This window comes from Aquitalea magnusonii (genome assembly GCF_002217795.2).
Lineage (GTDB): Bacteria > Pseudomonadota > Gammaproteobacteria > Burkholderiales > Chromobacteriaceae > Aquitalea > Aquitalea magnusonii_B.
In genome coordinates, this window is record NZ_AP018823.1 from 4389286 (window position 1) to 4409916 (window position 20631).

Here is a 20631-nt window from a genome sequence, read left to right on the forward strand (position 1 = left end):
ATCCTCCTGTCGCGCGTGCTGCCCTTGGGCGGGCGGCTTCGTTTAATAATTACGCAGGGGGTGGGGTGCGTTAAGTTTCGACATTCTAACGGTTTTCGACAAAGTTATCCACAGGTGCGCTAAAAATTTGCCATTGACAAACGGCGGTTTTTCTTGTGAAATCACGCGTTTATTTCCGTTTCGAAACAGGAATTCTTTATCATGAAGCGTACTTACCAGCCTTCCACTACCCGTCGCAAGCGCACTCACGGCTTCCTCGTTCGCATGAAGACCCGCGGTGGCCGCGCCGTTATCGCCGCCCGTCGCGCCAAGGGTCGCAAGCGCCTGGCCGTATAAGTTCAGTAATGACTTATCGCTTTCGCCGTGTGCACCGGCTATTAAAAACGGATGAATTTTCATCCGTTTTTAGTTTGCGGCAAGCGCGCAGCACGGCTTTGTTTCAGGTGTATGCCCGTCCCAACGATCTGGGCCATGCCCGGCTTGGCCTGGTGGTGGGTAAGAAGGTCCACAAGCGAGCCGTACGCCGCAATTACATCAAGCGTACCGTGCGCGAGTGGTTCCGCCTGAATCAGGCCTCCTTGCCGGCACAGGACTACATTGTCCGTGCCAAACTGGCTTTTTCACGCGCTGACAGAGCAGAAGCTGTCATCGCCTTGTCTACACTCTTTGCTAAACTGGCACGATGTCGCGCCTCCTCATCCTCCTGATCCGCTTTTACCAACTGGCCATCAGCCCCTGGCTGGCACCACGGTGCCGCTATGTGCCGACCTGTTCCAGTTACGCGATCGAGGCGGTGAGAAAGCATGGCGCCTGCAAGGGCGGCTTTCTGGCGATGAAACGCATCGGGCGCTGTCACCCCTGGGGTGGCAGTGGTTATGACCCGGTTCCCTGAACTTTCCGGTATCGTAGAGATGGATTCCAAGCGACTCATAATCTTCATCGTTCTGTCCATGGGCATCCTGCTGCTGTGGCAGGAGTATTTTGCGCCCAAGCCTGCTCCGCAGCAGGTGGCACAGACACAAACGGCTTCGCAGCCGGACGCACCGGCCAGCCATACCGCCAGCGCCCAGCCTGTTGAAGCTGCCAAACTCACCGCCGGCCAGCGCATCCGTGTGACGACCGACGTGATCAAGGCCGAAATTGATACCGTGGGTGGTGACCTGCGTCAGCTGGATTTGCTGAAGCACGATTCCGCCACGGACGCCAAAAAGCCGTTCGAGCTGCTCACCGACAAGAATGGCCGCGTGTACGTGGCGCAGACCGGTCTGGTGGCTGCCAGCAACCCGGCCCTGCCCACCCACAAGACGGTCTACTCCGCGGCACAATCCAGCTACACCCTGAGTGGCGACAGCCTGCAGGTGAAGCTGACCGCCCCGGCCGCCAATGGCGTGCAAGTGGTGAAAACCTACACCTTCAAGAAGGGCAGCTACGATATCGCGGTGCGTTTTGATATCACCAACGGCGGCACCACCCCGCTGGCCCCGACTGCCTACTACCGCATCCTGCGTGATGGTCAGGCACCGGAAGGTGAAGGCCGCTTTGCCCACACCTTTACCGGCCCGGCGGTGTACACCGCTGAAAACAAGTTCCAGAAGGTTGCCTTCGAGGATCTGGCCAAGGGCAAGGGTGATTACGCCAAGACTGCCACCGACGGCTGGGTGGGCATGCTGCAGCATTACTTCATGACCGCCTGGATTCTCAAGCCGCTGGATGCTGCCAGCGTGTGCAAGGACGACAAGTCCTGCCACTTCGAGCTGAAAGACAACAACGGCCTGTATTCCGCCGCTGCCACCGTGGACCTGAAAACCATCAATCCGGGCCAGACCGCTTCCATCACCGTGCCGCTGTATGCCGGCCCGGAAGACTACAGCGTGCTGACCAAGATTGCCGACGGCCTGGAATATTCCAAGGACTATGGCTGGGTACACATCTTCGCTTCCCCGCTGTTTTGGCTGCTGACCAAGCTGCATGGTCTGGTGCAGAACTGGGGCTGGGCGATTGTGCTGCTCACCCTCACCGTGAAGGCCATCTTCTATCCGCTGACTGCCGCTTCCTACCGCTCCATGGCCAAGATGAAGGCCCTGGCACCGCGTCTGGAACGCATGAAGGAACAATACGGCGACGACCGTATGAAGTTCCAGCAAGCCGTGATGGAAATGTACAAGAGCGAGAAGGTGAATCCGCTGGGTGGCTGTCTGCCCATGCTGATCCAGATTCCGGTGTTCATCGGCCTGTACTGGGCGCTGCTGGCTTCGGTTGAGCTGCGTCAGGCTCCGTGGATCCTGTGGTACACCGACCTGGCCCGTCCGGACCCGTTCTATGTGCTGCCGGTGATCATGGCTGCCACCATGTTCCTGCAAACCTTCCTGAACCCACCGCCGACTGACCCGATGCAGGCGAAGATGATGAAGATCATGCCGGTTGCCTTCTCGGCCATGTTCTTCTTCTTCCCGGCTGGTCTGGTGCTGTACTACGCAGTCAACAACATCCTGTCGATTGCCCAGCAGTGGTACATCAACAAGAGCATTGAAAACAGCAAGAAAGTCGCCCTGCAGTCCTGATATGGACGGTAGTGACTGACAAAGCCCGGCCAGACAAAGGCCGGGCTTTCTTTCTGATACAGTAAAAAATCAACGCAAGTTGACCCAAGCCGCTGTCGCCATCCATCTGGCGGCTGCTTCGGTCAGCCTGTCCGCAGCAAGGAAACCGCCATGCCTAGCCTCTACGCTCCCGTCACCATTTGTGCCATCGCCACCGCACCCGGTCGTGGCGGGGTAGGGGTCATCCGCGTGTCAGGGCGTGACTTGCTGCCCTTTGCCGCTGCGCTTACCGGTGGTAAACAGCCCAAGCCGCGCTACGCGACGTATACCGACTTCTACGCGGCAGATGGCCAGGCCATCGACAACGGCCTGCTGCTGTACTTCCCCGGCCCCAACAGCTTTACCGGCGAAGACGTGCTGGAGCTGCAAGGCCACGGCGGGCCGGTGGTGCTCAATATGCTGCTGACCCGCTGCCTGCAACTGGGCGCACGGCTGGCCGAGCCGGGCGAGTTTTCCAAGCGCGCCTTCCTCAACGACAAGATGGACCTGGCCCAGGCGGAAAGCGTGGCCGACCTGATTGATGCTTCCAGCGAAACCGCCGCGCGCAGCGCGCTCAAATCGCTGAAAGGCGCGTTTTCCAATGAAATCCACGTGCTGGTGGATGAGCTGATCACCCTGCGCATGCTGGTGGAAGCCACGCTGGACTTTCCGGAAGAAGAAATCGACTTCCTCAAGCAGGCCGATGCCTTGGGCAAGCTGCAAACCCTGCGTCAGCGCCTGCAACAGGTGCAGGCCACCGCACGGCAAGGTGCCATCCTGCGCGAAGGCATGCACGTGGTGCTGGTGGGGCAGCCCAATGTCGGCAAGTCCAGCCTGATGAATGCGCTGGCTGGGGACGATATCGCCATCGTCACCGATATTGCCGGCACCACCCGCGACACGGTGCGGGAGGAAATTGTCATCGACGGCGTGCCGGTGCATATCATCGACACCGCCGGCCTGCGCGATACCGACGACGTGGTGGAGAAAATCGGCATCGAACGCACCTGGCAGGCGGTGGAGCGCGCCGACGTGGCACTGGTGCTGGTGGACAGCCGTGAAGGCGTGACTGCCGAAGTGGAAGCCATTCTGGAACGCATTCCGCCGCAACTGCCGCGCCTGTTCATCTACAACAAGGCCGACCTGAGCGGCGCAACCATCGGCATGGCCGAAGAAGATGGCCGCAGCGTGCTGCGCCTGTCCGCCCGCACCCATGCAGGGGTGGATCTGCTGAAAGCCCGCCTGCTGGAGCTGATTGGCTACAGTGGTGCCAGTGAAGGCGTGTTCCTGGCACGCGAGCGCCATCTGGACGCCATCCGCCGCGCGGCCGAGCATATGGAACTGGCGCACACAGACTGGGAAATGGTAGAGATCTTCGCCGAAGAGCTGCGATTGGCGCAGAACGCGCTGTCGGAAATCACCGGCCAGTTCACCCCGGACGACCTGCTCGGGGTCATCTTCAGCCGCTTCTGCATCGGAAAGTAATTTAGTGTTCGCTCCGGTACTGGCGAGTGCTAAGTATTATTGAAAGCCCCGTAGATCGGGGCTTTTATTGTATCTGGAGGTGCGCGCTAGTTCGTGGACATGCCGCTGTTTTGGGTACACACTTAGGTACACGTCCGGAAATATGAAAAATACTGTGTACCAAAATGTGAGAATTCTGCGGGAAATGGTGGCAAAAATCCCCTTGAGATTGTCCATGGTTGGTACATGGAAAACGTAGCCGCTTGCTATCTATCCCTGAAATCCTTTCTGTATAAGGGTTCCATGTAATTTTCATGTGTGCGGGATGTGTACCAATGTGTGTACCCAAGAAAGGGAAATCATGCCTCGCCAAGCCACTCCGCTGACTGATACAAAAATCAAATCTCTGAAACCCAAGGCAGACCGTTACCGGGTCAGTGATACTGGCGGGCTACTGCTGGAGGTCATGACGAGCGGTTCCAAGATTTGGCGGTATCGCTACCAGTTGCATGGGGTGCGACAGCCCGCACTGACCATAGGGAACTATCCGGAAATCAGCCTGGCTGATGCTCGCCGGCAACGTGATGAATGGGCCGCGCTAGTGGCCAAGGGCGAGTCGCCCAAGAGAGCGGTCCAGGCGGCTAAAGTCGAGAAGCTCAACACAGTTTCTGTTTTTGCTGAGGCTTGGATTGCAGAGCAGCTGCCGGGGAAGTCTGAGAGCTATCAAACCACCATTCGCCGGATTCTGGCCAAGGACGTTTTGCCTTGGCTGGGTGGCATGCCCTTGGCTGATGTCAAACCGGCTGATGTGCTTGAGTTATGCGATCGTATCAAGTCGCGTGGTTCCCCCAAGATTGCCTTGCTGACCCGCAATGTCCTCAAGCGGATGTACGATTTTGCTATTGCCCGTGGCCTGGTGGAAAGCAATCCGGCGGCAGCCCTGGTGGCCCGCTTTATTGCAACGGAGGAGAGCCGGACCCGTGTGCTGTCAGAAAAGGAAATCGGGGAGGTTATGCGGGCGGTCTATGCCTCTGATATTCGCCGTCCTTTGAAGCTGGCTCTACACTTGCTGGCGGTAACGATGGTGCGCAAAGCCGAGCTGACCGAATCAACATGGTCTGAAATTGACTTGGACGCTGGCATATGGGACATCCCTGCCGAGCGCATGAAAAAAGATCAGCCGCACCGTGTATATCTATCCAGACAGGCCAAAGAGCTGTTGATTGAGCTGCGGGCCCTGTCTGGCCGCTCCCTGTATCTTTTTCCCAGCTCGCGGGGTGAGGCAGACCGGCCAATTTCCAAGAGCACACTTAATCAGGCCGTTCGGGCCTTGTCGTTGGACGTTCAGCACTTTGTTTTGCATGACTTCCGCCGCACGGCATCCACACACCTGCATGAAATGGGGTTTCCGTCTGACGCCATCGAGAAGGCGCTTGCTCACAAGATCGTAGGTATCAAAGGGGTGTATAACCGTGCCGAGTATGCCGAGCAACGGCGGACTATCATGCAGGCTTGGGCAGATTTCGTGCAGGCGCAGATTGATGGGGCCAAGGTAATACCGTTGTTCAAGCAGGCATAACACCAGCTGTCCTTAGCACCGGAAACCATTCATACACTGGTCAGAAAAATGTATGTGAGTGGTTGGCCAGGTGCAGCCGTAGCCGCGTGCACATTTTGCCGCCGAGTTGTTTTTGCGCAGTGACAATGGTGACGTAGTGACAATGTTGATTTTAAAGGGGAATTTGATAGTTTTTCGTAGTGACAAACCGGGCTGTCACTACGGTGACCTGATAAAAAACACCTATCGAGGCCCCCCACACCCTGCAAGCATGGGCGCGGCTGGTGTTCCAACACCAGCCTGACGGCGCTTAAGCTTTGCTGCTTAGCCAACTTTTCATGGCTGCCTGGCGTTGCTTATCTATGAGAGCTGCTAGGTCTTCAACATGCACCATGCGCGGGGCGCGTTGACTAGTTCCAACTCTAAATGTTGGTATCGGTAAGCGGTTGAGTTTCGCGGCCCTGTTGGCTTCATGTGCCGTCAGTCCAAAATACAGCTCACATATTGCACTAAGTGGTATGGCAGGCTGCTCGTACTGCGCCATGAGGAGAAAAAGGGTTTTCATTGGCTGCAATCATTCCGCTTTGGGTGAGTATGTATCTTTAGAGTAGGCTGCAATATTTATCGTACCGTTGCATTCGATGATGTTAAGAGTAAATGGAGATATAGCCGAATGACTCAGATTGTGGGGCCCGGTGGTTGGCACAGCATGGGCGTTCCTGCTCATGTCACAACACCTGGTGAGCTGGCTGCGTATTGGCTAGGCTGTGGCCTGCCTGAGTCAATTGCAACCGCTGTAGCTCAAATGGCGGTCAATCCAAAAGGGCAGCGATATTTTCAACGGGCACAGCGTTTTGCGGTATTTGGTGCTCAGTCAGATGAGCATGCTGAACGCCTACGAAAAAAATGGAGGCGGTTGCAAAGCATAGTTACCGGTCCCGATGGTGTCTTGGGGCTTTTCCTGGCGCTCCCAGATGTGCCGTCCGCGCAGCCATATGCGATGGTGTATGGTCGGCGTGCGAAATATGGGGTACGCGATCTGTCCGGATCCACGGGTGGTACTTCAGACTATCTCGCAAGAGAAATATCACCAGCAGAAGAGCGCCAGACCTATCGGGAACATGCTGCCACCGATGGTGACACGCTCAAGAAAATTTACCGTGGCAGGGTACTGAAGCACCTACTTGCCGATGCCCAGGCAACTGGAGGCGAGGTACATGACATGGCTATCCGTTATCGGCAGAGATGTGGCGACTTTGGCTCTTCTTTGCCACTGCTGCGAGAGCTGCTACTTGCTGTAAAGCCAGAAGCAAAATCCCCCACGAGCCACACGAAAGCTGAAGCCGGCGCAATGACAAACTATCGCATCCAACTTGCCGAGCTGAACCGGTTCTTGGATAAGCCAGCCCCGGCTGTTATAGCATTCCTGGCAACTATAAATTGTCCCACGGCTCCCGTTGATAGGGACGCCATTAGAAAAGCTTGGCAGCGTCGTCCAGATAACAAAGCCTAATTTGCGGTTTGTCCGCGTTTTGATAACACGTCGGAAAGCTGCCCCTCTAGCATCCTCCTTGCCGTACTGCCTTGGTCCGGCGCGAACTCAAAAGGAAGGATGTATGCAAACCACATCAGCACCCAGCGACCGTCTTACCCGTCCGCAAGCAGCCAAATATCTTGGCATTTCTATCTTTACCCTGAATGCCTGGGAAAGCGAGGGACGTGCTCCTCGTTCGACCCGTGCCGGGCGTCACAGCATTTATCTTCGCTCTGACCTGGACTCTTTCTTGGCAGATCGTCAATCCAAGCCGGTGGCCACATCAGACGCGGATTGCTCTACCGTGGCTGAGCCATCGCGATGGCCGGCAGGCTCTCGCGTGATGCGTCTGCGAGAAGTCTGTCATCTGACCGGCTTGTCCAAAACCACCATTTACAAGCTTGGTCGTGAGGGTGGTTTTGTACCTTCGATTTCCTTGGGTGGCTCGTCTGTTGGTTGGCCTAGCCATCTGGTGGAGGCGTGGCTGGCTGAGCGTCTGCAAAAAGCAATGGAGGCGGCCTAATGGCGGATATTTGTAATGGCACCCGGCTTTCCATTCAAGCAGCGAGGCCCTATGGTCATGGTTCTGATGTGGAAGTCATGAAGTGCGGCTTTTGTGAGCAAGTTGGCCGTATGCGTCACTTGGCGATTGCGGAGCGTGTCATTGAGGGCAGCACGGTTCATGGCTGTGTTGAGGTGATTTGCCCGCAATGTGCCTGCAGAGTTGTTTCAAGCTTGGATGAAGAAGCAAAGGCGATTGCCTACATGGAGGGCATGATTGATGCATAGCACCCATGGTAGTCAGTATCCCAAAGCAAAAGGCCCCGTGCGGGAACACAGGGCCTCTACTGAAATACAGCACCGAAATGGTAGTCGCCTCCGTCCCGGTTGCAACGATTCTAACACCGCCTCCAGCCCTTCTGCACATACTGTCGCTGCTATGCATTGTACGGTGTGCGGCCAGCGCAACAGAGGGGCAGTTGATTTGGCCCTGTCATCGTCAGGTGATGCCTATCACGCGCCTGTCTGCCCGGTATGCGTTGAAGCCATCAAAAGCAGTGCCGGATACCGCTCTGCGGCATTCCACCGGCTGGCACAACACCAGCTTTATCGGGGGGAGTGCCATGTCTGATTCTGTACGATTTCATGGCAATCCGTTCAACGTCGTTGACTGGAAATTAGCCATGGTTAACAATGGCTATGCACTGTTCAATAGCGGTGCCGGGCGTGGAAACCCGATCAGTAAGGCGGACAGCCGCCACTTGCGGCATTTTTTACGTCCGTCACACACCATTGGTGCGTCTTCTTCTATGGCGGGCCGTGGTGGGAATACCTTCGGGTATGCCGGTTCCTTACTGCCGGTTTTCCACATCCCACCATGTGCCTGCCACCCCAGCCGTGGAAAGTTGGGAGCGGGCTTAACGCTCAGTAAGGAGGCCATCATGCCTAGCATTTCCTGCGCTCTCACGCGTTTGTTTCCTGCCATTTCCATTGTTGTTTCTACTTTACCCACCCTGACGGAAGCCCGGGCCTTATCCGCTTTGCTGGTGTCGCGTGGCAAGCGCGTTTGCATCCAGTCTACCGACCAAGGTTTTACTGTGAGCGAGGTGAAAGCATGAACCGCATTGACGCAATGGAATTGAACCCGCTGATTGCTGCTGATGGTGCAGAAATGACCTTTGAAGCGATTATCGGGGCCTTTGGCACAATGAGTGCTGCTCTTGAGAAAGCTATTGCTACTCGTGGCAATAATCCGGGTGCTGCTGACTGGCATGATTGCCTTTGCCAAGCCATCGACATGGCCATGCCGTTGCTGGCTGTGTGTCGCGGGGCGTTGTCGTATGAGTCTGGCCGTCTGTTTGCTTTCCTGGGGGCCGCTACCCGCACCGGCGAAGAGCGCGAACAGGCTGCCGAGCTGAATCCTCTGATTTGTCCCTCTTCTCGTTTCCAAACCTTCGAAAACATCACGGCCAGCATTACCGACATCGTGTATCTGCTGGAGGATGTGCGCGTCCAGGATAAGGAAACTTCGCAACCTGGCACTGCCATCTCTGTGTCCCTGAGGCTGATTGCCTCTTGCAGTGCTGCATTGTGGTTTGAATGCAGCTCTCTGCCGGATACCAATACAACTGAGCCGGTTCCGGCTCTCCCCGCCAAGGAGTAAGGCGATGACACTCCAAACAACCTTCCCTAAAAACGGGCGGGAGGCCCCCGGCTTGCCTGCTGCTGACGCTGCGGTGCTGCAAATGGCTGAAAAAGCCGGTGCAGACATTGCCGTGAATCTATTGCAGCAAGTCACGATAGCGCGGGCGGCAGCAGCCACGGCAGAAGGCCAAGAGCTGGCCGGACAGGCGGTATTGACGGCCTTTCTGTTGCCCTTGCTGCCCCTCATTGCCGATGCACTGGAGCTGTTCGGCAGTGATACCACCAGCGGCTTGCTAGGTGGACTGATTGAGGATGTGGCCAATGGCGCTGCCATGGCCCTTGATGGACTTGAGGTGGAGCATGGCAGCCAAATTGCCGTTTGATGAAGTAAACCGCACAGCCCTGGGGGACCTGTCGCGGGTGTTGGATTGGGCTGGTGTGCATTGGAAACAGCACGGGCATGAAATCCAGATGATCAATCCGCAGCGTGCGGATAAAGGCTATGGCTCGTTTTCGGTCAATGCCAATACCGGTGCATGGGCTGATTTTTCTTGCGGTGATAAGGGCGGTGACGTTGTCAGCCTGGTGGCTTATCTGCGTGGCATGCCGCAAGGTGAAACCTGCAAGGAGCTGGCCAAGCTGCTGGGTATCTCGTCTGGCGTGGCCAGCCCTGCCACTGAAAAACAGCAGCTGCCGGCCCCTGTTTCGGCTCCTGCCGGTGAACAGCCGTTATTGCCGATTGCTGCCGACATGCTGGGACTGATGCCTAAGAGCAAGGCCAAGCATCCGGGCAAGGTAGTGCAGGTATGGCGCTATAACGATGCGGATGGGCTGCCGCTGGTGTTCGTGGCCAGACTGGAGCCGGGCGGTAATGGCCGTAGTAAGGACTATCTGCCGTTGTCGGTATGGGTAGATCAGGCCACGGGCAAGCGGGTATGGAAATGGAAGGGACTGCCTGCGCCCCGTCCGCTATATGGACTGGACCGCCTAGCATTGCGTCCTGATGCTGGTGTGGTGATCTGCGAGGGCGAGAAGGCTGCCGATGCTGCAGCCAAGCTGTTGCCTGATCATGTTGCTATCTGCTGGATGAATGGGGCTGAGGCCGTGAGCAAGGCGGATTTCAGCCCACTTGCAGGCCGTGATTGCCTGATCTGGCCAGACCATGACCAGCCGGGAGAGCAGGCCGCCAGCGCGGTGGCCGTTGAGCTGAAAAAGGTGGGAGCGCGTAGCGTTGCCGTGATTGACCCGGCCAGCTTTGAGCGGTTTGCACCTGCTGGTGATGCCTCTACCCCTGCATTGGTGGGCGATGGCGCGTGGGGCAAGGGGGATGATGCTGCCGATGCTCTGCCCCGTGGCTGGACCCCTGAGCACCTGGCTATGCTTTTGGCTCAAGACGGCACTGTGCAGATTGTTCAGGCTGCCACTGCTGCTGGTGTGGACACCGGCAGCCGAGCCCCGTCGGCTACACAGCAAGCCCCAAAGCGTCCGAAGGCTGATTCACAGGGTGGCCCGTTCCGGGTTACGGATGGCGGCTTATGGTTCCAGACTGCCGACATGGATGACGCCATGTGGGTCTGCGATTCCCTGGAGATTGTGGCCAGCACACGCGATAAGAGTGGCGAAAATTGGGGCGTCTTGGTCCGGTTTGCTGATCAGGATCGGACCCAAAAGGAATGGAATATCCCGGCTGAAATGCTGGCCACGTCTGAGGGTGCGGAGGTGGTGAAGGGGCTGATGTCTCGTGGCCTGCGTATGGGGTCAGGCCCCAAGGCCCGACAAAGGCTGCTGGAGTACCTAGGCCGCTATACCGGCACGGCACGCGCAACCATGGTGCCGCGCTTGGGCTGGCATGGGGATGCATTCTTGTTGCCAGATGGTCAGGTGGGCAGCAGCCAAGAGCAGTTGGTGTTTCAGGCCTCCAATAAACAGCGTGAGGTGATGCAGGTTGCCGGTACATTGCAAGAATGGCAGCAGCAGGTTGGTCAGTATTGTGTTGGCAATAGTCGCCTGGCCTTTGCCGTGTCAGTGGCGTTTGCCGGTCCGCTACTGGACATCATTGGTGCCGAGTCCGGTGGCTTTCACTTCTACGGCGATAGCTCACAGGGTAAGACCACGCTGCTACAGGTTGCAGCCAGTGTGTTTGGTACGTCTGGCTATATGCAGACATGGCGGGCCACGGATAACGCCATTGAGGCGCTTGCGGCTGCCTATTCTGATTGTCTGCTCCCGCTAGATGAAATCCACCAGTGTGACCCGCGAATTGTGGGCGAAACCATCTACATGCTGGGTAATGGGCGGGGTAAGAACCGTGCCAATGATCGTGGCGGTAGTCGTGGGAGCGTAGCGGAATGGCGCTTGCTGTTCTTGTCGTCTGGTGAAAAGACCCTGGCCGCCCACCTGGCTGAGGCCCGCAAGGAAATGAAGGCCGGGATGGAAATCCGCATGCTGGCAATCAAGGCCGATGCAGGCGAATCCTTGGGCCTGTTCAATCATCTGCATGGTTTGGGCAGCGGTAAGACGCTGGCTGATCAGCTCAAGGGCGCGGTTGCGCAATACCACGGCACACCAGCCCGGGCATTTATCGAAAAGCTGGTGTCAGAGCGTGGCAATGTGGCCAGTCTTATCCGAGATGGCATTGTCCGGTTCTGCAATGATGCATTGCCTGCGGCTGCCCATGGCCAAGTGCATAGAGCAGCATCCCGCTTTGCCCTGGTGGCTATGGCGGGGGAGCTGGCCTCGATGTGGGGTGTTACCGGCTGGGGTAATGGCGAGGCATGGAAAGCTGCCCATGTGTGCTTTGCCGATTGGCTGGCCGCGCGTGGCACGGTCGGGAATCGTGAGGATGAGGAAATCCTGTCCAAGCTGCGGTTGTTCTTTGAGCAGCATGGCGAGGACCGTTTCACCCGGCTCTCAGATGAAAGCATCTTGCACGATGAAACCGGTGGCGGCCCAATGCCAGATGATCATGCACCCAAGACAATGAACCGCTGCGGCTATCGTCGGCGCGACAAGTCTAGTGGCGTGACGGAGTACTTTGTTTTTCCGGAAAGCTTCCGTAAGGAAATATGTGCGGGCTTTGATTACCAGCATGCCTGCAAGCTGCTGGCTGCCGCTGGGGCGCTAGATGTGACCAAGGGTGCAGGCTTCATGTATCAGACCCGCGCCACGCCAGAAGCACGGGCCAAGAATGGCCGGGTGAAGGTGTATTGCGTGACATCCCGCTTGCTGGATATCGACAGTGCAGAGGATGAAAGCGGGGCCGCATATGGCTGATGCTGCGGAGTGGTTTGCGGGTATTTGGGATCCGCCCCAGACCTCCGTTGTAACGGCTCACGGGGCCTCTGATCTGGTGGCCGGAGGTCCCGATGTAAGCGAAAGTGATCCTTTGCTTTTGCCCTGGTGCGTCGATGGCCACGCCGAAATGGCTGGCCCGGCTCTGAGGGAGGGTGGTACGCCCCTGCTATGCCGTGGCTGTGCCGACCTGGTGCGCTTGCAGTGTGCGCGACTGGACCAACCTCCCAAATCCGAGGATGCCGCCCTGTGTAATGACTTCCGGCCACGGGGTGGTGTCACGGTCGGTCGCTGCTGGTTGTGGCGTATCGAGTTGGAGGGCGGTCGGCTGGTGTGGTGGATGGCGTTGCCAGAGGCTACGCAGCGCAAAGCGGTGCAGTGGGCGAGGCGGGCACATGGCGATCTTGTGACGTGTGTCAGGCCCGTACCGGGCGCTGCTGCCATACCTGGTTGAATCGTTGATGCTTCAATTTAGGAGATATTGATGTCACAAACTACAGATCTGCCAAGACAAAAGAACGAGCCGAAAGCCTTCATTCAACCGATATTTATTGACCTCCCGTCTGTTGCCGCAGCTCTGTCCATTTCAATATCCACCGTGCAGGCACTGGTCAGAGCTGGCGACCTGCCGGGCCCGCGCAAGATTTCCGGGGGCCGGGTTGGCTGGTTGTGGAGGGAGGTCGTGGAATGGGCCGAAAGCAGGCCTTTGTCCGACATTCCACCACCTCAAAACACTGGCGCTAAGAAGCCTCGGAAGTCAATCCCTCAAGATGACATGACAATCGCCTGAGCGGCACGACTTTTCAGCATCAACGTGTACAGGTTGTACGCTCCCTTAACGGTAGGAAATTGTTGCCGCCCCTAGTGGGGCGGTTTGTCTTTGCTGGGTAGCAGTTCTGCCTTTGGGTGTCGATGGCCTCGCCAGAATAGTTGCCCCCACTCTGAAGGGTGGCAGTGCGCCTCTGCTCTGTCGTGGCTGGCTCATGGGGATATTTGTAACGTATATTTCTCTGGAAGATTGTGAAAAAACAACAGTTTGAGTTGGTATGAAAGGATAGGCCTACAGTCTGGCGGAGACTCTTATCATGTGACCAAGATGCCTATTCCCACAAGATATTGAGAACTAACACACCTTAGTGAGGTAGAGTTTCGGTGTTCTGGCGGTTGCTATCAGGTTCATTTTGCCTTGCGTTTCGTATCCCTATAGAGATAGACTCGGGTATACACATGTGGTTTTTAAGTCTTTTTTTTCTTCCCCATTCGATTGAAAAAATCAATCAATCGAAAAAAATAAATAGTTAAAATTTATCCCAAAATTGGATAGTGTTCTTTGATTTCATTCCTACATGAAACTACTATTCAAATTAGTGGGACTAATCTAAGTAAGTATAAATGTGAGGCTCATAATGGAATACTCTAAACTCAGTTCCCTTTTTTTCGAAGAGAAGGCAGAGAGACAGAAGGTATTTCTAAACTCTTTAGATGATCAAGGAGTTAGGGGCTTTGCTGCTATAAGAGCTGCCAGTGTTCTAGTTCAGGATGATAATTGTGCTATGAGACTTGTTAAAGGTCCTAGCTACGATAAATCTTTTTCTTGGTAAATGCGTAGAGGCCTAAAATTTACTATCAAGGTAAAAGTTATTTTCTAGATGTTCTAGAAACTGTATTTCAAGAAGAGCCTGACACATCAATCTTAGTTGGTGGTCAGGCTCTTGCTATTTGGACATTCTTTCTGGGACTTTCTGATGTAATTCCTGAGGACCTTCCGCCATCCATTACTCACGACTTAGATTTCGTTTGCTCGTTAGAAACAGCCAGAAAAGTTAAAGAAAAGCATGGTGGGGTACTTATGATTCCTGATCGGGATGACAATACCTCAAATTCTGCAAAAATAACCATTGATGTAAATGGTGAAGTGCATGAAATAGACTTTCTAAAGAAGATAGTTGGTGTCTCAGATGTTGTACTATTTAAATCTTCGATAGTTCTTTCTATTAATGCAGGCGAAAAATGGATTTCAGTTAGAATTATGCATCCATATACTATATGGATTAGTAGGTTGGTTAATATTATCAGCTTGCCCAGTAAGCAGAATAAATATGGCTATGCTCAGGCTGCGTTGAGTTTGATGGTGTTAAGGGCATTTGTTGATCGTCAGGTTTTGCAGGAACATTCATATCGTGATTTTATGTCATGGCTAAATAATTTTTCTAAGAAAATGGGTGACTCCATTATTCGGGATGCCTTGATTGATTTTAACTTACCATTTGAATCGCAAATCTGTACTCTTAATGTTCCAAGCGAGTATCGGAGAAAATATAAGAAATTGGTGGGTAAGGTCAGCAAGAAAGTTTGCCATGCCTCAAATGTAAAGGCCGAAAAAAATAGGAAGCGAAATCGATTGCCGAAATTGATGGATCGCTCGGATGAAATTTTGGCAGAGATGGCGGCTATTGGCACCGGCTAGAAATTATGCACGCCGAGCATCTTCTTACAATGTTTGTTCCAGAATTATCTCTGGTTGATGTGAAGTAGTAGTAGATCCAGCTTGCTTAACATTTCGGTACTAGTATTTCGTTTGTGATGTCACTGTAGTGACAAAAGAGCTTGTCACTACAGCATTTGGAAAAAATATCCTTATAAATCAACGGTGTCACTATGTCACCATTGTCACCATGCAAAAGCAAGGTGGTGCCTGCCCCGCCGTCAATACCGGTAAAGAATCATTCAGCGGCATTGTTTGCATGGGGCGCGTCCTTAGAGTCGGATGTCGTTTGGGGGCTGCATAGACTAGCTGGCCGTAAGCATCTGATTTTGATTCCCGGCCTCCATCCAGAGTCATGGGGGTTATGATGATATGTGCTTGGGTCCTTCCCCGGACCACCCCTAACACGGGCATTGCGCGCCTCGATCGTTTCCTAGTCAGGAATTTTTCCCTCAGGGGGTTGTACCGTGTCGGGTATGTAGCGCGCCTGGAGCGGAAGGGCGGTGCCAAAACCTTGGTCACATTGCTGCCATCCGTGGTGATTCCAAAGGCAAGCTAGGGGGTGGTTTTGGTTTTAGGTACACGCTTAGGTACACATGAGGATTGTTGAAAAGCTGAAAGCATTGCCCTGTAAGCATTGTATGAGTGCTCTCAACATTCTGCATCGAAGCCGCATCAGCGCCCTCACTCAGCCAGGCTGCCAGCAGCCTGGCGCGTGTCGCAACAAAACTCCAACAATCTTCCGCCGGGCTTTGCTGTACCGTTGGGTACAGGCACGTGTTGTGCCGTTTTGCCATGTCTTGCGGATCAAGTTTGATGGAACAAATCACCGTATACGCCTTCCCGGTTTTCCTGCTGCTGATGCTGGTGGAAATCGGCTACGGCCTGGCCGTTGGCCGGAATACCTACCGCCTGAGCGATGCGCTGGCCAGCCTGAGCCAGGGGCTGCAGAGCCAGTTGGTGGCCAGTGTCAGCATGCTGTTCCAGCTTGGCCTGTATGCGCTGACCTGGCAGCACCTGGCCATCTTTCCGCACGCTGCTTTGTGGGCCACGCCCTGGGGCTGGCTGCTGGCCATTGTCATGTTCGACTTCTGCGATTACTGGCTGCACCGCGTGGGGCATGAAAGCGCGGTGTTCTGGGCGGCACATGCAGTGCATCACCAGAGCCAGCATTTCAATCTGTCCACCGCCTTGCGCCAGGAAAGCACGGTGGCGTTTCTGGGCTGGCCCTTCTATCTGCCCATGGCCCTGCTGGGGGTGCCGCCGGCCCAGTTTGCCCTGGCCGGGCTGATCGTGCTGCTGTATCAGTTCTGGATTCATACCGAGCACATCGGCAAGCTGGGCTGGTTCGACCGGGTGTTTTCCTCGCCTTCCAACCACCGGGTGCATCATGCGGTGAACGACCAGTATCTGGACAAGAATTACGGCGGAATGCTGATTATCTGGGACCGCCTGTTCGGCACCTTCATCGAAGAGGATGAAGCCCCGGTGTACGGCACCCGCACGCCACTCAATAGCTGGAATCCCCTGTGGGCGGTGGCATCCGGCTATGCGCCGCTGTGGCGGCTGGCATGCCGTGCGCCGCGTTGGCAGGACAAGTTAAAGGTGTGGTTCAAGGCACCGGGCTGGCTGCCGCCCGGCGTGCGTGACGACAGCCCGGCCTTTGACCTGCAAGCAGCCCGGCAGCGTTATGACCCGCCGCTGACGCGTGCGGCCATGCTGATGGCGCTGGGGCAGTTTGTCTTGCAGACGGCCGCTGCCGCGGCCTATCTGTGGCAGAGCGATGTGCTGGCCACGCCCGCCTTGTGGGGTTTTGCCCTGTTGCAGTTGGCTGGACTGTTTGGCCTGGGCCGCTTGTTGCAGGGGATGTGTTCGCCCTGGCGTCTGCTGGCGCTGGATGTGCTGTTGCTGCTGCTGGCGGCTGCTGGCAGCCTGTTGTGAATCCCTGGCCGGCTGTCGCATTTATGCGGCAGTTGCGCGTCTTTCATCTCTGCTGCGCGGTGTGGCGGGCCGGCGCTCTGTCCTGCCTATCCTGCTGGCATCTGAAATCATAAAACGCTGATATTGGCGGTTCCGGACTTGTGCTGCGGACATTTCCTGTACGGTATTCCGTGTGCGCCGACCGGCAGTGACAAGCAAGTTTGCAGGATGGTGCAATGCACGATAAGCCGGTTGTCACCCTGCTTCTTCTGTTGCTTACACCGATAATTCATTTTTGTTTACAGCACCTTGGTGTTAATGGTTAACCCTGCTTTACAAGCTGGAGGGCGAACCGTTAGTGTCTTTCGACGAGGTGTTTTCCCATTCGCGGCACTGCTCTTGCCCGGATCTTGACCCGCCTGCCCGTGGCAGGCCGGATGGTTCGGGGTGAGAGATGGTGATGCCGCCGCCCTGCCGGTACCTGCTCCTGTCTTGCAGTGATCCTGCCTGGAGACCCTGCCGTGTTGACCGGATTGTCAGACGGTATATGGTAGGCAAATGTCGCAATTGTGTAAAAGAATTGCGCAAAATCAACATTCGTGTTTTTAATATAATTCAAACGCTCGTTCGAAATTGGCCTCGCACGGGCGTTCGCTATCTTTGGTTTTTGTTTTTTGTCATTTTACTTTGCAGGAGAATTTGACCATGCAGATCGCTATTCCGGCTGAAAAGCTGGCTGGTGAAAAACGCGTGGCCGCAACACCGGAAACGGTGAAAAAGCTGGTTGCCATGGGTCACTCCGTGGTGGTCGAGCAGGGAGCCGGGCAGTTTGCCGCCGCTCCCGATGCGGCTTACGTTGATGTCGGGGCCAGCATTGCCCCGGATCGTGCCCAGGCGCTGGCCCAGGCCGATATCGTGCTGACCGTGCGTCCGCTGGACGAAGCCGGCATTGCCGAGCTGAAAACCGGCGCGGTGCTGATCGGCCAGTTGGCCCCCTACCAGAACAGCACCTTCCCGCAGCTTGCGGCCAAAAAGGTATCGGCCTTTGCCATGGAACTGCTGCCGCGTACCACGCGCGCGCAAAGCATGGACGTGCTGTCCAGCCAGAACAACATTGCCGGTTACAAGGCGGTGCTGCTGGCCACCCATTACTACCCGCGCTTCATGCCCATGCTGATGACGGCTGCCGGTACGGTAAAGCCGGCCAAGGTGCTGATCATGGGGGTGGGGGTGGCCGGTTTGCAGGCCATTGCCACCGCCAAGCGGCTGGGGGCGGTGGTGGAAGCCACCGACGTGCGTCCGTCCACCAAGGAGCAGGTGGAATCGCTGGGCGGCAAGTTCATCGAAGTACCGATGACCGATGAAGAAAAGGCTGCCAGCGACGGCGTGTACGCCAAGGAAATGTCGGACGACTACAAGCGTCGTCAGGCCGAACTGGTGAGCAAGCACGCCCGTGCTGCCGACATCATCATCACCACCGCGCTGATTCCGGGCAAAAAGGCCCCGACGCTGATCAGCGCCGACATCGTGGCCGCGATGAAGCCGGGTTCGGTGATCATCGACATCGCCGCTGAAGCCGGTGGCAACTGTGAACTGACCCAGCCGGGCGCAGTGGTGGTGACCGACAACCACGTCACCGTGGTGGGCCAGTTCAACCTGCCGGGCGAACTGGCGGCGGATGCCTCCAGCCTGTATGCCAAGAACCTGCTGACCTTCCTGTCGCTGATGCTGAGCAAGGAAGGCTTCACCCTCAATCTGGAAGACGACCTGCTGGCGGCCACCCTGGTGACCCACGACGGCCAGGTACGTTTCCCGGCGGCCAACTAAGGAGAACAGAGATGGTCGATCCCTTTATCGCCAGCCTTACCGTCTTCGTGCTGGCCGTGTTTGTCGGCTACCACGTGGTGTGGAACGTCACCCCGGCGCTGCATACCCCGCTGATGGCGGTGACCAATGCCATTTCCGGCATCATCATCGTCGGCGCGATGCTGCAGGTGGTGGACATCAACGGTTCCGAAATCACCCTCACCTCGGTGCTGGGTACCATCGGCATCTTCCTGGCCAGCATCAACATCTTCGGCGGCTTCATGGTCACCCAGCGCATGCTGGACATGTTCAAGAAGAAGAAAAAATAAGGAAGAACCATGGCTAATATTTCCGCAGTACTTTATCTGGTGGCGGCCGTGCTGTTCATCCTGGCGCTCAAGGGGCTGTCCAGCCCGGTGACGGCGCTGCGCGGCAACAAGTTCGGCATCATCGGCATGGTCATCGCCGTGGGCACCACCTTCATGATCATGGACAAGCCGGTGCTGGGGCTGATTGCCGCTGCCATCATCGGTGGTGCCGTGATTGGCGGCTGGAAGGCCAAAACGGTTGAAATGACCGGCATGCCGGAGCTGGTGGCCGCCATGCACTCGCTGGTGGGCCTGTCCGCGGTGCTGATTGCCGTGGCTGCCATTTTCCATACCGGTGTGGAACACACCCCGGTGCAGAAGGTGGAACTGTTCATTGGCGCGTTTATTGGTGCCATCACCTTTACCGCCTCGGTCATTGCCTACGGCAAGCTGTCCGGCCGCTTTGGTTCCAAGGCCGTCAGCTTCAATGGTCAGCATTTGCTGAACCTGGTGCTGGCCCTGGCCATGGTGGGTTTTGGCGTGGCCTACTTCGTGACCGACAGCCATGCCGCCTTCCTGGCGATGGTGGCCATTGCGCTGGTACTGGGCGTGACGCTGATCATCCCGATTGGCGGTGCCGACATGCCGGTGGTGGTGTCCATGCTCAACTCCTACTCCGGCTGGGCGGCGGCGGGTATCGGCTTCACGCTGAACAACCCGGTGCTGATCATTGCCGGTGCCTGCGTGGGTTCGTCCGGTGCCATCCTGTCCTACATCATGTGCAAGGCGATGAACCGTTCCATCGTGTCGGTGCTGCTGGGTGGCTTTGGTGCCGAGGCGGCGGCTGGCGGTGCGGCTGCTGACAGCGGTCCGAAGAACTACAAGTCCGGTTCGGCAGAAGACGCCGCCTTCCTGATGAGCAATGCCGACAGCGTGGTGATCGTGCCGGGTTATGGCCTGGCGGTATCGCGCGCTCAGCATGCACTGCAGGAGTTTGCCGAACTGCTGCACGAGAAGGGCGTGACCGTGCGCTACGCCATTCACCCGGTGGCTGGCCGCATGCCGGGCCACATGAACGTGCTGCTGGCCGAAGCCGAAGTGCCGTACGAGCAGGTGCTGGAGATGGAGGAGATCAACTCCGACTTCAACAATACCGACGTGGTGCTGGTGATTGGTGCCAACGACGTGGTGAACCCGGCGGCGCAGAAGGACAAGTCCAGCCCCATTTACGGCATGCCGATTCTGGAAGCGCACAAGGCACGTACCGTGATCGTGGTGAAGCGTTCGATGAGCGTGGGCTATGCCGGCCTCGACAACGAGCTGTTCTACATGGACAAGACCATGATGGTGTTTGGCGATGCCAAGAAAGTGGTGGAAGACCTGGTGAAGGGTGTGGTGCATTAAGCCCTGCTGGTCAAGGTATCACCCCACACAACCCCGCCGGCATGGCGGGGTTTTTGCATGTGGCGCTCACGCTTATCTTGAGTGGTACGCCAGGCCAGGCGGAACTCTGGGCTTGCTGCGGACTCCTAAATATTAGC

General features: G+C 56.4%; 20 protein-coding genes. 19 read left to right on the top strand and 1 reads right to left on the bottom strand.

Annotated features, from left to right (window positions below; genetic code table 11):
- The first annotated feature begins 201 nt into the window (after positions 1–201).
- From rpmH to DLM_RS20605, 6 genes are all read left to right on the top strand, one after another.
- Positions 202–336, top strand: a complete 135-nt coding sequence (gene rpmH / locus DLM_RS20580; RefSeq protein ID WP_011137953.1) for a 50S ribosomal protein L34 — start codon at positions 202–204, stop codon at positions 334–336.
- Between the two features lie 8 nt (positions 337–344).
- On the top strand, positions 345–707 hold the full coding sequence (gene rnpA / locus DLM_RS20585) for a ribonuclease P protein component (protein WP_089083016.1): 363 nt from the start codon (positions 345–347) through the stop codon (positions 705–707).
- The gene (gene yidD, locus DLM_RS20590) at positions 683–892 is read left to right on the top strand and encodes a membrane protein insertion efficiency factor YidD (RefSeq protein ID WP_045848138.1); all 210 of its coding nucleotides are present in this window, start codon (positions 683–685) and stop codon (positions 890–892) included. Before rnpA ends, yidD begins: the two co-directional genes overlap by 25 nt.
- Positions 893–911: 19 nt before the next feature.
- Positions 912–2561, top strand: coding sequence for a membrane protein insertase YidC (yidC, locus tag DLM_RS20595; protein WP_089083015.1), 1650 nt, complete (start codon positions 912–914; stop codon positions 2559–2561).
- 150 nt (positions 2562–2711) lie between these two features.
- Positions 2712–4064 (top strand): tRNA uridine-5-carboxymethylaminomethyl(34) synthesis GTPase MnmE, encoded by a 1353-nt coding sequence (mnmE, locus tag DLM_RS20600; protein WP_089083014.1) that lies wholly within the window; start codon positions 2712–2714, stop codon positions 4062–4064.
- Positions 4065–4404: 340 nt separating this feature from the next.
- Positions 4405–5622: a tyrosine-type recombinase/integrase gene (locus DLM_RS20605; RefSeq protein WP_089083046.1), complete on the top strand. Its 1218-nt coding sequence runs from the start codon at positions 4405–4407 to the stop codon at positions 5620–5622.
- Positions 5623–5911: 289 nt separating this feature from the next.
- On the opposite strand, the gene DLM_RS20610 is transcribed toward DLM_RS20605, so the two are convergent.
- On the bottom strand, positions 5912–6166 hold the full coding sequence (locus tag DLM_RS20610) for a pyocin activator PrtN family protein (protein WP_089083013.1): 255 nt from the start codon (positions 6164–6166) through the stop codon (positions 5912–5914).
- A 108-nt stretch (positions 6167–6274) separates the two neighbouring features.
- On the opposite strand from DLM_RS20610, the gene DLM_RS20615 reads away from it, so the two are divergent.
- The 13 genes from DLM_RS20615 to DLM_RS20685 all read left to right on the top strand — a co-directional run bounded on the left by DLM_RS20615 (position 6275) and on the right by DLM_RS20685 (position 20494).
- Positions 6275–7114: a hypothetical protein gene (locus DLM_RS20615; RefSeq protein ID WP_089083012.1), complete on the top strand. Its 840-nt coding sequence runs from the start codon at positions 6275–6277 to the stop codon at positions 7112–7114.
- A 103-nt stretch (positions 7115–7217) separates the two neighbouring features.
- The gene (locus tag DLM_RS23555; protein ID WP_197715465.1) at positions 7218–7658 is read left to right on the top strand and encodes an AlpA family phage regulatory protein; all 441 of its coding nucleotides are present in this window, start codon (positions 7218–7220) and stop codon (positions 7656–7658) included.
- Complete coding sequence (locus tag DLM_RS20630; protein WP_089083011.1) at positions 7658–7924, top strand: hypothetical protein; 267 nt, start codon at positions 7658–7660, stop codon at positions 7922–7924. Before DLM_RS23555 ends, DLM_RS20630 begins: the two co-directional genes overlap by 1 nt.
- Positions 7925–8259: 335 nt before the next feature.
- Positions 8260–8754 (top strand): hypothetical protein, encoded by a 495-nt coding sequence (locus DLM_RS23230; RefSeq protein ID WP_145985910.1) that lies wholly within the window; start codon positions 8260–8262, stop codon positions 8752–8754.
- Positions 8751–9299 carry a hypothetical protein gene (locus DLM_RS20640; RefSeq protein WP_089083009.1) on the top strand — a complete coding sequence of 183 codons (549 nt, stop codon included), beginning with the start codon at positions 8751–8753 and terminating at the stop codon, positions 9297–9299. Before DLM_RS23230 ends, DLM_RS20640 begins: the two co-directional genes overlap by 4 nt.
- 4 nt (positions 9300–9303) lie before the next feature.
- Positions 9304–9663 (top strand): hypothetical protein, encoded by a 360-nt coding sequence (locus DLM_RS20645; RefSeq protein WP_089083008.1) that lies wholly within the window; start codon positions 9304–9306, stop codon positions 9661–9663.
- Complete coding sequence (locus DLM_RS20650) at positions 9641–12553, top strand: DUF927 domain-containing protein (protein ID WP_167467185.1); 2913 nt, start codon at positions 9641–9643, stop codon at positions 12551–12553. The genes DLM_RS20645 and DLM_RS20650 overlap by 23 nt, the downstream gene beginning before the upstream one ends.
- Positions 12554–13055: 502 nt before the next feature.
- Positions 13056–13361, top strand: a complete 306-nt coding sequence (locus DLM_RS20660) for a helix-turn-helix transcriptional regulator (RefSeq protein WP_089083005.1) — start codon at positions 13056–13058, stop codon at positions 13359–13361.
- 1059 nt (positions 13362–14420) lie between these two features.
- A complete protein-coding gene (locus DLM_RS20665; RefSeq protein WP_089083004.1) occupies positions 14421–15038 on the top strand; it encodes a hypothetical protein in 618 nt (205 codons plus the stop codon).
- An 834-nt stretch (positions 15039–15872) separates the two neighbouring features.
- Entirely contained in the window at positions 15873–16997 is a 1125-nt protein-coding gene (locus tag DLM_RS20670; RefSeq protein ID WP_089083002.1) for a sterol desaturase family protein, read from the top strand.
- A 684-nt stretch (positions 16998–17681) separates the two neighbouring features.
- A complete protein-coding gene (locus DLM_RS20675; RefSeq protein WP_089083001.1) occupies positions 17682–18803 on the top strand; it encodes a Re/Si-specific NAD(P)(+) transhydrogenase subunit alpha in 1122 nt (373 codons plus the stop codon).
- An 11-nt stretch (positions 18804–18814) separates the two neighbouring features.
- Positions 18815–19111, top strand: a complete 297-nt coding sequence (locus DLM_RS20680) for a proton-translocating transhydrogenase family protein (RefSeq protein WP_045848133.1) — start codon at positions 18815–18817, stop codon at positions 19109–19111.
- Positions 19112–19120: 9 nt separating this feature from the next.
- The gene (locus DLM_RS20685) at positions 19121–20494 is read left to right on the top strand and encodes an NAD(P)(+) transhydrogenase (Re/Si-specific) subunit beta (protein ID WP_089083000.1); all 1374 of its coding nucleotides are present in this window, start codon (positions 19121–19123) and stop codon (positions 20492–20494) included.
- Positions 20495–20631 lie beyond the last annotated feature (137 nt).

What these genes read in the sequence shown, in the direction of transcription:
- rpmH (WP_011137953.1), top strand. Translation starts at nt 202, where the DNA reads ATGAAGCGTACTTACCAGCCTTCCACTACCCGTCGCAAGCGCACTCAC.
- rnpA (WP_089083016.1), top strand. Translation starts at nt 345, where the DNA reads ATGACTTATCGCTTTCGCCGTGTGCACCGGCTATTAAAAACGGATGAA.
- yidD (WP_045848138.1), top strand. Translation starts at nt 683, where the DNA reads ATGTCGCGCCTCCTCATCCTCCTGATCCGCTTTTACCAACTGGCCATC.
- yidC (WP_089083015.1), top strand. Translation starts at nt 912, where the DNA reads ATGGATTCCAAGCGACTCATAATCTTCATCGTTCTGTCCATGGGCATC.
- mnmE (WP_089083014.1), top strand. Translation starts at nt 2,712, where the DNA reads ATGCCTAGCCTCTACGCTCCCGTCACCATTTGTGCCATCGCCACCGCA.
- DLM_RS20605 (WP_089083046.1), top strand. Translation starts at nt 4,405, where the DNA reads ATGCCTCGCCAAGCCACTCCGCTGACTGATACAAAAATCAAATCTCTG.
- DLM_RS20610 (WP_089083013.1), bottom strand. Translation starts at nt 6,166, where the DNA reads ATGAAAACCCTTTTTCTCCTCATGGCGCAGTACGAGCAGCCTGCCATA.
- DLM_RS20615 (WP_089083012.1), top strand. Translation starts at nt 6,275, where the DNA reads ATGACTCAGATTGTGGGGCCCGGTGGTTGGCACAGCATGGGCGTTCCT.
- DLM_RS23555 (WP_197715465.1), top strand. Translation starts at nt 7,218, where the DNA reads ATGCAAACCACATCAGCACCCAGCGACCGTCTTACCCGTCCGCAAGCA.
- DLM_RS20630 (WP_089083011.1), top strand. Translation starts at nt 7,658, where the DNA reads ATGGCGGATATTTGTAATGGCACCCGGCTTTCCATTCAAGCAGCGAGG.
- DLM_RS23230 (WP_145985910.1), top strand. Translation starts at nt 8,260, where the DNA reads ATGTCTGATTCTGTACGATTTCATGGCAATCCGTTCAACGTCGTTGAC.
- DLM_RS20640 (WP_089083009.1), top strand. Translation starts at nt 8,751, where the DNA reads ATGAACCGCATTGACGCAATGGAATTGAACCCGCTGATTGCTGCTGAT.
- DLM_RS20645 (WP_089083008.1), top strand. Translation starts at nt 9,304, where the DNA reads ATGACACTCCAAACAACCTTCCCTAAAAACGGGCGGGAGGCCCCCGGC.
- DLM_RS20650 (WP_167467185.1), top strand. Translation starts at nt 9,641, where the DNA reads ATGGCAGCCAAATTGCCGTTTGATGAAGTAAACCGCACAGCCCTGGGG.
- DLM_RS20660 (WP_089083005.1), top strand. Translation starts at nt 13,056, where the DNA reads ATGTCACAAACTACAGATCTGCCAAGACAAAAGAACGAGCCGAAAGCC.
- DLM_RS20665 (WP_089083004.1), top strand. Translation starts at nt 14,421, where the DNA reads ATGATTCCTGATCGGGATGACAATACCTCAAATTCTGCAAAAATAACC.
- DLM_RS20670 (WP_089083002.1), top strand. Translation starts at nt 15,873, where the DNA reads ATGGAACAAATCACCGTATACGCCTTCCCGGTTTTCCTGCTGCTGATG.
- DLM_RS20675 (WP_089083001.1), top strand. Translation starts at nt 17,682, where the DNA reads ATGCAGATCGCTATTCCGGCTGAAAAGCTGGCTGGTGAAAAACGCGTG.
- DLM_RS20680 (WP_045848133.1), top strand. Translation starts at nt 18,815, where the DNA reads ATGGTCGATCCCTTTATCGCCAGCCTTACCGTCTTCGTGCTGGCCGTG.
- DLM_RS20685 (WP_089083000.1), top strand. Translation starts at nt 19,121, where the DNA reads ATGGCTAATATTTCCGCAGTACTTTATCTGGTGGCGGCCGTGCTGTTC.